The sequence below is a fragment of the Chryseobacterium sp. 22532 genome, from assembly GCF_052044665.1.
Lineage (GTDB): Bacteria > Bacteroidota > Bacteroidia > Flavobacteriales > Weeksellaceae > Chryseobacterium > Chryseobacterium lathyri.
Genome location: NZ_JBQENJ010000005.1, coordinates 237,521 through 249,817, shown reverse-complemented (window position 1 = coordinate 249,817; position 12,297 = coordinate 237,521). Strand labels below are relative to the sequence as shown.

Annotated in this window: 6 protein-coding genes; 1 reads left to right on the top strand and 5 read right to left on the bottom strand. The window is 35.1% G+C overall.

What is annotated here, in order from left to right; genetic code table 11:
- Position 1 precedes the first annotated feature (1 nt).
- Positions 2-934, top strand: coding sequence for a YihY/virulence factor BrkB family protein (locus ACTJIV_RS15260; protein ID WP_111955227.1), 933 nt, complete (start codon positions 2-4; stop codon positions 932-934).
- 106 nt (positions 935-1,040) lie between these two features.
- Here ACTJIV_RS15260 and argS read toward each other — a convergent pair whose 3' ends face one another.
- The 5 genes from argS to ACTJIV_RS15235 form a co-directional block, all read right to left on the bottom strand.
- Positions 1,041-2,801, bottom strand: coding sequence for an arginine--tRNA ligase (gene argS / locus ACTJIV_RS15255; protein WP_440628457.1), 1,761 nt, complete (start codon positions 2,799-2,801; stop codon positions 1,041-1,043).
- Between the two features lie 131 nt (positions 2,802-2,932).
- Positions 2,933-4,378, bottom strand: a complete 1,446-nt coding sequence (locus tag ACTJIV_RS15250; RefSeq protein WP_111955231.1) for a SusD/RagB family nutrient-binding outer membrane lipoprotein — start codon at positions 4,376-4,378, stop codon at positions 2,933-2,935.
- 11 nt (positions 4,379-4,389) lie between these two features.
- Entirely contained in the window at positions 4,390-7,386 is a 2,997-nt protein-coding gene (locus ACTJIV_RS15245) for a SusC/RagA family TonB-linked outer membrane protein (protein ID WP_111955233.1), read from the bottom strand.
- A 413-nt stretch (positions 7,387-7,799) separates the two neighbouring features.
- Positions 7,800-9,230, bottom strand: coding sequence for a SusD/RagB family nutrient-binding outer membrane lipoprotein (locus ACTJIV_RS15240; protein WP_111955235.1), 1,431 nt, complete (start codon positions 9,228-9,230; stop codon positions 7,800-7,802).
- Between the two features lie 5 nt (positions 9,231-9,235).
- Positions 9,236-12,265, bottom strand: coding sequence for a SusC/RagA family TonB-linked outer membrane protein (locus tag ACTJIV_RS15235; protein WP_111955634.1), 3,030 nt, complete (start codon positions 12,263-12,265; stop codon positions 9,236-9,238).
- Between the last annotated feature and the right edge of the window lie 32 nt (positions 12,266-12,297).

The following is a 12,297-nucleotide window of genomic DNA, read 5'->3' as shown; positions in this document are numbered from 1 at the left end:
TATGATCAATACCATCAAATTTTTCTGGGAGGTACTGAAAGATACCTTCGCTGAATGGAACAATTCTTCCGCATCAAAAGATTCGGCAAGTCTTGCCTATTATGCGATTTTTTCTATCCCGGGATTATTGATCATTATTATCTGGATTGCAGGAAATTTCTTTGGTGAGGAAGCCATCCGCGGTGAGATCAGCAACCAGATCAGCGGATTGATGGGAAAAGACGTTGCTAAAAGTATTGAAGGGATGATTGCGGGAGCACTCATTGACAAGCAAAATATTTTTATGAAAATTGTAGGGATCGGATCGTTAGTTTTTGGTTCCACTACTTTATTTTTTCAGCTGCAGCATACTTTGAATACGCTTTGGGATGTGGAAGCTGCTCCTAAAAAAGCCCTGGTGAAATTTCTTTTGGACAGAGCCAACTCATTAGGAATGATCCTGATTCTTGGATTTTTACTGATGATCACAATGATTTTATCTTCAATGATCAGCCTGTTTAACAATTGGATTACCAATTACTTTGGTCTTGAGACTTATATGCTTGTAGAGTTGGTGAATTTTGCCATTGGTTTTGGATTGGTGATGCTTTTATTTGCACTTATGTTCAAAGTGCTTCCTGATATCAAAATCAGTTGGAAACCTGTATGGAAAGGAGCTTTACTGACCACCATTTTATTTACACTGGGTAAATTTTTACTGAGCCTTTATTTTGGTAATTTTAAACCTACATCTACTTTTGGAGCCGCAGGAACCGTTATTTTAATTATGATGTGGATTAATTATTCCTGTATGCTTATCTTTTTCGGAGCCGAATTTACGAAAGTGTATAACTACAAAAAAGGCTATAAGGTTGTTCTTTCCAAGCACGCAAAATGGAGTGCTGCAAAGTTGTACAGAGATAGCAAAAGAGAGGATGAGTTGAAAGAAATATGATAACCTTGGAATACGTAGTTACAAAACGGTAACATTAATGGTTGTTTATCATTAATACATTTTACACATAAAAAAGCCTCCCAAAAATTTCAGGAGGCTTTATTTTTTACATTCTGTCTACAGTTCCGATACCGAGCAATGCTAATGATTTTTTGATCGTTTTAGCTGTCAGGTCAGATAAATTTAAACGGAATTGTTTTAATTTTTCATCTTCCAGTTTCAGAATGATATTACTCTGATAGAATGAATTATAAGATTTAACCAGATCATAAACATAGTTCGCTACTAAAGCAGGGCTTAATGCTTCTGCTGATTTCGCAACCACAGTTTTATAATTTGTCAATAACATGATCAGTTCTTTCTCGTATTGATTTAAGGTTACATCAGAAATTTCCTTGTAATCTACGCCGGCTTTTGAAAGCAAGGATTGAATACGTGCATAGGTATAAAGAATAAACGGACCTGTATTTCCTGAAAACTCTACACTTTCAGCAGGATTAAACATCATTTTTTTCTTTGGATCTACCTTTAGCATAAAATACTTCAAAGCAGCTAATCCTATTATCTCATAAGAAACTTCTTTTTCTTCTTCAGAAAGCCCCTCCAGTTTTCCTAATTCTGTAGTGATAGATTTTGCTGTCCCATACATTTCCTGCATGAGATCATCTGCATCCACTACGGTTCCTTCACGGGATTTCATTTTACCTTCAGGAAGTTCTACCATTCCATAAGAAAGATGGAACAATTGATCTGCCCAGGAATATCCCAACTTCTTCATGATTTTAAATAAAACCTGGAAATGATAATCCTGCTCGTTTCCTACCGTATAGATCAGCTTCTGAATATTATTTTCCTTGAAACGCTGAACAGCCGTTCCCAAATCCTGAGTCATATAAACCGAAGTTCCGTCTGAACGAAGCAGCAGTTTCTGATCAAGGCCTTCATCGGTAAGATCACACCATACGGAGCCATCTTCTTTCTGATAAAGAATACCTTTGTCCAATCCTTCCTGGATCAGATCTTTTCCTAAAATATACGTATTGCTTTCGTACTGAACCTGATCAAAATCTACTCCCAATCTTTTGTAAGTTTCATTGAATCCTTTATAAACCCAGGAATTCATTTCGTTCCAAAGATCTCTTACCTGCTGATCTCCGTTTTCCCAATCTACAAGCATTTTCTGAGCTTCTTTGATCAAAGGAGCCTCTTTTTTAGCCTGCTCTTCTTCTATTCCCTGACCTACAAGTTCGGCAATTTCTTTTTTATAGTTCTTATCGAATTCTACATAGTAGTTTCCAACAAATTTATCTCCTTTTATATGGGATGTTTCAGGAGTTTCTCCATGTCCGAATTTCTCCCAGGCCAACATCGATTTGCAGATATGAATTCCTCGGTCGTTAATGATTTGTGATTTAATCACATCATAACCGGCCTCTTTTAAGATTTGAGCTACAGAAAAACCTAACAGGTTGTTTCTTACGTGTCCCAGGTGAAGTGGCTTGTTCGTATTTGGAGAAGAATATTCCACCATTACTGTAGAATTTTTCTTTTCAATCGTATCAAAATCATTGCTCACAGATCTGAAATTATCCACAAACAGCTGGTTCTGTATCTTAACATTAAGGAACCCTTTCACCACATTAAAACTTTCAAACAGATCAGACTGCTCAGTTAAAGCTTCTCCCAGTTCAACGCCAATACTTTCCGGATTTTTCTTCAGCTGTTTTACCAATGGAAATGTTACAATGGTAAAGTCACCTTCAAATTCCGTTTTATTTTCCTGAATCTCCAGATGGATATCTTTTAACTGGTATACATTTAAAATAACCTCTGCAAGTTTCTTTTCTATACTATCTTTAATATTCATGTGTTATATATTAACTTTTTAAAGGCCACATGGAATAGCCTTATTTCATCTCAAATTTGAGATACAAATATACGGAAATAAAAAAACCGCCCGAAGGCGGTTTTGATATGAATGTTAAATATACTAAGGGATTAAAATTTATCCCAGAAAAGTTTTGTTGTTGCTTTATCTCCACCAATTTTACTGGCAGCTGCGTTAACGTTAGCCCCGTTTAAGACATACTCCTGATCGGAATATGGCATTCTGTAAGGTACAGATGATAAATTAGACTTTGGAGGATTAACAAGTGTTGGACTATCCAAACGTCTTGTAAAATTCCAGCTTGCAAATCCTTTGTTAAACATTGCAATCCAAGCTTGTGTACCGATAGATTGTTTCCAGTTTGCCACATTAAATGGATTAGCAGCTAAATACGTTACTGTATTGGCTGTACTTACTCCATTTTCTCTCATAGATTCTGTTACAGCAGCAATATAAAGATCTGCAGCAGTACCTCCAACAGAGTATCCTCTTGCTGCAGCTTCAGCTTTTAAGAAGGACACTTCCGCATAACTCAATAAATTTGAAGCGGTAGTTGCAGATCTGAAATAAGGACTTAATTGTGAGAAATTAGTATAAGGATCATTTAATTCTCCGAAAACTCCTCCTTTATAAACTCCCCCAACTTTTGTAAACCATACGTCCATTCTTGGATCTGATAAACTACTCATGGTATTAATAACTAACTGACTTGGTAAAAAGTCATTTCTACCGGAAGCTACAAGATTGTCAAAAACAGGATTTGAAAATGTATTTCCATCATATTTAAATTTATAGGCTTCCGCATCTGAAGAAATTACACCTCCAGCAATCGCTGATTCTACAGTAGTTTTTGATAATGCAGGGTCAACATCCGCTAAATTTATACCTAATCTTAATTTTATCGAATTAGCAAACTTTGTCCATTTCGCCATGTCTCCGGAATAAACCAGATCTCCGGAGTAATCTCCGCCAATTGGCATGTATCCTTTAGCACCCGGCTTAATGGTTGCAATAACATCATTGATTCTTTTGATCAAATCAACATAAATAGTTTTTGCATCGTCGTATTTTGGTGTTAAAATTTCATCCGGTTTAAAGGTCTCAGAATAAGGAACATCACCAAAGGTATCCACCAAATTCTCCCAGATAAAGATTTCTTCAATTTCTAACGTTGCCAATTTATTAATACGAACATCATCGGTATTAACCTCGTTTTTCAAATTAGTTTTGGCTTGTCTAATATTATTAAGACTATAGACATACATTCTATTAAAATGATTTCTAGGCTGGTTTCTGGTAACCAGGTTATATTGACTTTCGTCCGGATATTGAGTTTCAGCCCACTGTTGTGTAAAAAATCTGTAATTGTTAAAATTCACACTTGGATTATCCATATAATAGGATGACTGATACAAAGCAGTAGCTAGCAAGTTTTCTGATGGTAGAACCGATGGGTGCTTAGGATCATCATTAAGAGAAGTCAGATCACTTTGACATGAACTTAAACTTAAACCTACACATAGAGATACCAAACTTATTTTTAAAATATTTTTCATTTTTACGCAATTTAGAATTTAAATGTTACATTGACTCCAAGATCTCTTGTAGTTGGCATTGAGCCGATGGACCACCCATAAGAATTGAGCCCTCCACCCACAACAGCCTCAGGATCAGCATATGGTAAATTTTTATGGATAATCCATAAATTTCTTCCTACAATCGAAATTTTAGCATCATAAATTTTGGTTCCAGCCAATAAAGATTTAGGAAGCATATATCCAATACTAGCCTCTCTTAACTTAATAAAGGAACCATCATAAACAAATTCACGGGATGGCTGTGTTTTATACCCCATAGAACTTCCATTATCAAACTGAGACAATTCAATATTATTGGGAGTTCCATTTGGAAGAACTCCTGGGAGTATAACGTTTTTATCTCTATAATCTCCAATAGCTGTTTCTTTGTATAGACCTGAAGATAATCCATAATACATATCCGTTGAGAATATATCTCCTCCTTTGCGCATATCGATTAAGAAGCTTAAAGAGAATCCTTTATAACTAAGACTATTTCTTATCCCTCCAATCCAATCAGGAGTAGTGTTACCAATAATCTGATTAGGGTTCTGCAAATACTTTCCGGTTTTTGGATCAACTACTTTCTCACCGTTTAAATACGTATAGTCAGCCCCAACCAATGTTCCCCAAGCTTCTCCTACTCTTGCATTTAAAGAAACTCCTCCTTGAAAACTATTTAATAAAAGATTGGTGATTCCTGGATACAGACTAACCACTTCATTTTTATTTTTAGACCAGTTGACATCTATATTCCAAGTAAAATCTTTAGATTTAATTGGCACTAATCCTAACTGCACTTCGTATCCGGTATTGTCAATTCTACCAGCGTTGATAACCTTACCTGTATATCCGATTCCTGAAGAAACAGGAAGAACAATGATTTGATCAACTGTTTTTGTTTTATAATAAGCGAAGTCAACGGTTATTCTATCTTTTAGGAAATGAGCTTCAGTCCCTATTTCAAATTCTTTAGATCTTTGAGGTTTTAGATTTGGATTAGACTGATTTAAGATTGAATTGTATATTCCTATAGTTGATAAGATTCCTGCAGATCTATAATTATTAGCTAGCTGATATGGATCAGCTGTACCACCAACCTCTGCATAGTTCGCTCTTAATTTCCAGAAATTCATCCAATTTTTAGTATCTAAAATTTCAGACATAATTACTGCACCTGTTACAGAAGGATAATTATATACATTATTTCCTGCCGGCAAAGTTGAGCTTTGATCCACTCTCCATGTTCCGTCTATATAGAATTTTTTGAAGAAATCAAATGAGGCTGTAATGTATCCAGAATTTGTTTGAGTTGTGAACTCATTTTCATCTGATGCCAAAGGTGATTTTTTAGAGTTTGACAATGCATAAATTCCCGCAACTACCAAGCCTCCTTCTGTTGAAGCATAAACAGAATTAAAATAATTTCTACGTATATTTCCACCTACAACTCCAGAAACATTAATATCATCTGTTATATTAAATTTATAATTAGCCATTAAGTCGTAATTGGTTTCAGTCCTCAATACATCACGCCTTGCATAGCCAGAAGAAATAGTATTATTGGATTGCCCAAAGGCTTGTGGCAGAGATCCTACAGCCAATCTACTTTCTGCCAAAAGATTTGATCTATCATAAGAAACTTTTCCAGTAATAGAAATATTATCTATTACATCATAGGTTGCTTGTGCATAAGTAAAACTTCTGAACCTATTATCTGAAGTATAGTTTTGGTAAGCTTGAAAATATGGGTTATTCCAATATGCCGGTGCTCCATTAGTTGCTGATTTTCTATTCCACACGACGTTACCATAATTGTTCGATGCACTGGCAATCGCAGGATCAACATTCGCAAAATATGAATTCTCCAGGTCCTTAAGATCTACATTGGTTTGCCACCATTGTCTGAAACCTGTTGCTATATTATTGGAATACCCTGTAATCCCACGTCCTTTGGTATCCTGCAAAGTCATTGTAGAATAAAAGGAAGTATGCAATTTGGGAGTTAAGTCATAGTTAATCTTTAAAGAGAAATTATTCTTGTTGAGATGTGAATTAGGAATCAAACCATCTGACATCATATTTTCATAGGTAAAACTAATATTTTTCCCTTTTTGTCCTTTTTCCAGGGTTACACTATTACTAAATGTAGTTGGATTATCAAAGAATTTAATCGGGCCGTTTTTAGCAGCTACCCATGGTGTAGCTTTTTTGTAGTTAGGAGAAGTCGGGTCAAAAGAGTCCCATTGATAAACCATCAAATTAGGATCAAATTTTGGACCCCAAGATGCATCCGCATTGAAATTTGCATTATTTAAACCATCACCAGCCTGCGTTCCAAATTTTTGAGAATACCCGGCGCCATAGCTTGTTTGGTATTCGGGAAATGTTGATTTATCAATAAAACCAACCTGCATCGAAGAAGAAAATGTAACTCCCCAGGAACCGTCATCTTTCCCCTTTCCATTCTTTGTTGTTATTACAATTACTCCATTTAAACCTCTTTCTCCATAAAGAGCAGATGCCGCAGCACCTTTTAAAACGTTGATAGATTCAATATCTTCCTGATTGATATCAGATAAAGCATTACCATAATCAATATTTTTCTCCTGGGTATACGTATTATTTACTGGAGATCCATCAATCACAATTAAAGGATTTCCCCCTCCAAGAGTTTTTATACCTCTTATCAATAAGTTTGATGAGCCTCCAAAGTTGTTATTTGTTGTAACATTTAAGCCAGCTACCTTTCCTGATAATTGCGATGCTATATTCCCTGTATTTGTTGTACCATCAGAGAGTGCACTTGCCTTAATTTCCTGGGAAGCATAACCAAGAGATTTCTTTTCTCTTTTAATCCCAAGTGCAGTTACTACCACCCCTTCAATTTCTTTTGCTTTAATCGTATCATTCTTCTCTTGTGCTTGAGCAATAGCAACAGAGGAAGACAATACCAAAACAAGCAGACTTGTTGTCAGTTTCTTCATATCAAATTTAATTATAAGACTGTACAAATTTGTAAAACTTTATTAAAAGCACAAAGTAAAATCATAAAAAAAATACAAAATATTTATTAAATTTAATAATTAATAACAATAATTCATTAAATTATGTTAAAATCAATATAATTAACAAAAACAAAACATCTAACCATTATTTTGTTTCAGAAAAATCCAACTGATTTTAATTGATATTTTCTATATAGAATATTTCTAAATACACAATAAGTTACTGATAATAAAATAATTACTCACTTAAAAATGAGTAAGGCAAAAATAAATCACAAAATTAACAATGTCATACATATCATATTTTCGTTGTAAAAAATCCTTAAGTCACAAATATTAAACAAAAAAAACCGCCCGAAGGCGGCTTTTGATATGAATGTTAAAATATATCTTTAGTTGATATCCCAGAATATTTTTGTGGTTAATTTATCTCCACCGATTGCAGCACTTGCAGCAGCATAATTACTACCATTCGTTGTAGCTTCAGCAGTAGGATATTGAAGTCTTACAGGAACTTTTCCTTCGGCATTTGGAATTGCAGTTGAAGGAGCAACCAATTGAGGATAGTCTAATCTTCTGTAAAAATTCCAGGAAGTTATTGCCTGATTATACATTGCAACCCAAGCCTGCTCACCAATAGATTTCTTCCAGTTGGCAGCATTATATGGATGCGCAGCAATATAAGCGGCAGCATCTGATGCTAATCCCCAATCATTAAAAGATGAAGTAATTGCATCAGAATATAATGCAGCAGGGCTTCCTCCTATACCCCATCTTGCAGCGGCTTCAGCACGATAAAAAGACACTTCAGTATAGCTTAAAATTATCCCTGGTGTAGTAGCAGTATATGCAAACTCGCCAGCATTTGAAAAATCAGCAAATTCTCCCGGAGTCCCAATAACTTGGCCTATATAATCACCGTCAACATCTGTATAATATGCACTGATTCTTGGATCGCTATTAGCATTCATATAATCAACCAAAGTCTTTCCAGCAATAAAGTCATCTCTGGAGCTCGTTTCCTGGAACATAGGATTTTCATTAGGAGAAGCTTCTAGATATTGAAACTGGCAATTATCACCTGATGAAGTTATTACACCGCCTGTTATTGCTTTGTTTACAGTATTTTGTGCTAAGGTAGGATTAACATCTGCTAAACTAATTCCCAATTTAAGCAATAATGAATTTCCAAATTTCCTCCATTTTGCTATATCACCCTTGTAATATATATCTCCATTACCAAAAGTACCTCCAGTAGCTGATAAATTATTAATATCATCAGTTAATTTAGTTATAAGAGATGAGTATATTTCAGATGCTTTGTCATATTTCGGAAGTGGATAAAGATCTATGTTCAGAGCCTGTGAATAAGGAATATCTCCATAGGTATCCACTAAAACCTGATAAGTATAAACCTTCAACATATCAACTATAGCTAACTGATTTTTCTTTTTAGCAGGCCATGAAGCTATTTCTGAGGGAGTTGGCGCGTAAGCATTAATAATTCTTTCTGCCTGATCCAGGTTTTTCAACACGTTCACATAATTGTCGGTCCAAACATTATTAGATACGGTTCTATTCGTAAAGTCATAATTACTTTCATTTACATAAATAGTTTCTGTCCAGTACTGCATAGTCAGCCTAAAGTTGTTTTCATTCACACTAGGCGTGTTCATATAATCACTAAGCTCTTTTTGTGCATAAGTAAGTAAAGACTCCTGAGTCGTGTTATAAAATGCATGATCATCCAAATTGACATCATCAGTAGTTGAACATCCTATAAACAAAAGAGCTAATATTGGTGTTATTATATATTTTTTCATGTTCTTTAGAAATTAATTTTTACATTAAATGAAATGTTTCTAGTAGCTGGCATTGGTCCAGATTGGTATCCTTGAATATTTCCAGAGGAAAGCCCTGCTTCCGGATCAGAATAAGGTAAATTTTTATGCATAATCCATAAGTTATTTCCTATTAAACTTACCGACATGCCCTGTATAAATTTAGAATTAAAGAATTCTTTATTAAATCTATAAGTTATTGCTACCTCTCTTAGTTTTATGAAACTTGCATCATATACATAAGCTGCTCCAGGAAGGTCTGTTCCAAGCACTTGGCTTGATTGTGATTTATCCAACCTGATTGTATTCGGAATATAAGTTCCAGGACTATTAGGGTTTTCCATTACTCCCGGAAGAATTACCCCTCCACCATTGGCTAGCGTATTTCTGATTGGATTTCCTAGATCATTAAATCCTACTGAATCCGGATAGATCCCTGTTCCATATCCATAAAATTGATCTAATGAATATATTTTTCCTCCTTTTCTCCAATCAATTAAGAAGCTTAATGACAAGTTCTTGTAATTCAATGTATTATTCATACCAGCCGTCCAGTCAGCCTGGAAACTTCCTTGGTTATATGTAGGAGTGTCTGTTACTAAATAAGCCCCATTTTCTCCAACAATACGCTGTCCATTTGAATCATAAACATAGTCAGATGTCCATATTGAACCATAATCTCCATTAAGAGGGGCATTAATACTAACCCCACCCTGGGCTCTACCCATTGTAATATTTTCAATACCTTCAGCAAGTGCCGTTACTTTTGTCCAAGGATTAGACCAGTTTAAACTTAAATCCCAAGAGAAATTAGTTGTTTTAATAGGTGTTGCATTAATGGATACTTCAAAACCTTTTGTTGTAAGTTCTCCTGCATTTTGGGTCTTAGCCAGCGCTCCGTTAGCAAAAGAAACTGGCAACGGTAATATCTGATCAAATGCTTTATTCTGGAACCAAGCAACATCAAAACCTAAACGATTATTAAACATTTTTGTTTCAATACCGAATTCTATGTTTTTAAGCCCTTGAGATTTAAGTTCAAAATTTCTAAGAGTTGTGTTGTAAGCATAGATTGGAATGTCTCCATAAGAAGGCTGTGAGAAATATCTATTCAATAACTGGTCTGCTCCAGTATCTGATCCCACTTCTGCATAGGCTGCACGTATCTTACCAAAATTCAACCAGTTTGCTTTTATTAGGTTTGAAAATACAACACTGGCAGATAATGAAGGATACCAGTAAACAGCATCATTTTCAGGAAGAGCAGTAGACTGATCTCTTCTGTAAGTACCTTCTAAGTAATATGTGTTTTTATACCCCAGTGATATTTGACCAAATACGCCATAAACATATTTTGATAAGTCTGAAATTATAGGTCTAACTGGCGCAGAATTTGAATTCGCTATTGTATAAATTCCAGGAATATAAAGACCTCCTGATGTAGATTGCTGATTAGAATACGTTTTTTGTACATTAACGTTACCTCCTAATAGAACATTGAAGTTAAAATCATCAGTAATATTCTTTTTATATGTTCCTATGAAATCATAATTGGTTTCGGAAAACTTATATTGACTCGTAGCATAACCTGAAGGCTGATTAACCCCTCCATTTAACCCAAAGGAATTCCCTGTATATGACCCTACAGCTTTTCTGTCCTCGGTAATCATTGTGTAACCATCTCTTCCCATTCTTACTAATAGGTTAATATCTTTTGTTACATCATAACTTAAACTGAAGTTTCCTGCAAATCTGTCTCTTGAGTCATTCTGATAGTTTTCATATCGCTGAAAATAAGGATTATCCCAGAATGCCGGTGTCAGATCTGTCATACTCCTCATATTCCATGTATAATTCTTTTTATACGCATCATAGAGATACTGCAAATCTTTAACATCAGTGTTTGTAGCCCACCATTGTCTGAAATTAGTCATAATATTATCATTATAACCGGTCGTATTTCGACCAACAGTTTTTTGAGTAATATAATTGGCATATAAGTTAGCAGTCAACTTATCTGTCAATTTATATGATGCATTTCCACTGAAGTTATTTTTAATCAATGAACTGTTTGGCATTATATCAGAAGCATCAGTGTTTGTATAACTTAATCGATAAGTTGCCTGATCATTTCCTCCATTGAAAGATAAACTATTTACGTAATTTGTTCCTGTATTAAAGAATTTAATCGGACCATTTTTCGCCATTTGCCAAGGTGTTCTTTGTCCTTCAGTTGGAGAACCCGGAATAAATGCACCATACTGCCATACCATTGATCCATCATAAGGCGAACCGTAAGAAGCATCATTACCAAAAGATACCCTTGGGCTTCCTTGATACAATGCACTACTAAAGCTTCTGCCCGTATACCCTTGTCCATATTGAGTCTGATATTCCGGGAAAGTAGATTTATCTATAGTAGACATAGTAATAGAAGTAGAGAATTCCATCCCAATACCTTCTTTATTCTTCTTTCCTCTTTTTGTAGTAATAATGATGGCACCATTCTGTGCTCTCGAACCATATAATGCAGTTGCTGCCGCACCTTTAAGAACGTTGATAGTCTCTATATCATTGGGGTTGATATCTGATACTGAACTTCCATAGTCATAACCACCACCACCAGTGGCTTGGTTGGCCGTATTGATATTTTTATTCATAATAGGAACACCATCTACTACAAAAAGCGCCTGGTTATCTCCTAATAGAGATTTATATCCTCTTGTAACAACATTGATAGATCCTCCAAAGTTTGTACTTTGCTTAATTTCTAAACCCGCTACTTTACCGGATAGGTTATTTAAGAAGTTAGTAGTAGGATTTTTATTAACAGCCTCTCCCTTTACTTCCTGAGTAGCATAACCGAGAGATCTTTTCTCTCTCTTAATTCCGAGTGCAGTTACTACTACTCCCTCGATTTCTTTTGTTTTTACAGTATCATTCTTCTGTTGAGCGTTAGCAATGGCAACAGATGAAGACAATACCAAAACAAGCAGACTTGTCGTTAGTTTCTTCATATCAAATTTTAATTTTGTATCATCTACAAATT

Bases quoted from the DNA above. Each gene is read 5' to 3' on its own strand.
- ACTJIV_RS15260 (WP_111955227.1), top strand. From the start codon at position 2: ATGATCAATACCATCAAATTTTTCTGGGAGGTACTGAAAGATACCTTC.
- argS (WP_440628457.1), bottom strand. From the start codon at position 2,801: ATGAATATTAAAGATAGTATAGAAAAGAAACTTGCAGAGGTTATTTTA.
- ACTJIV_RS15250 (WP_111955231.1), bottom strand. From the start codon at position 4,378: ATGAAAAATATTTTAAAAATAAGTTTGGTATCTCTATGTGTAGGTTTA.
- ACTJIV_RS15245 (WP_111955233.1), bottom strand. From the start codon at position 7,386: ATGAAGAAACTGACAACAAGTCTGCTTGTTTTGGTATTGTCTTCCTCT.
- ACTJIV_RS15240 (WP_111955235.1), bottom strand. From the start codon at position 9,230: ATGAAAAAATATATAATAACACCAATATTAGCTCTTTTGTTTATAGGA.
- ACTJIV_RS15235 (WP_111955634.1), bottom strand. From the start codon at position 12,265: ATGAAGAAACTAACGACAAGTCTGCTTGTTTTGGTATTGTCTTCATCT.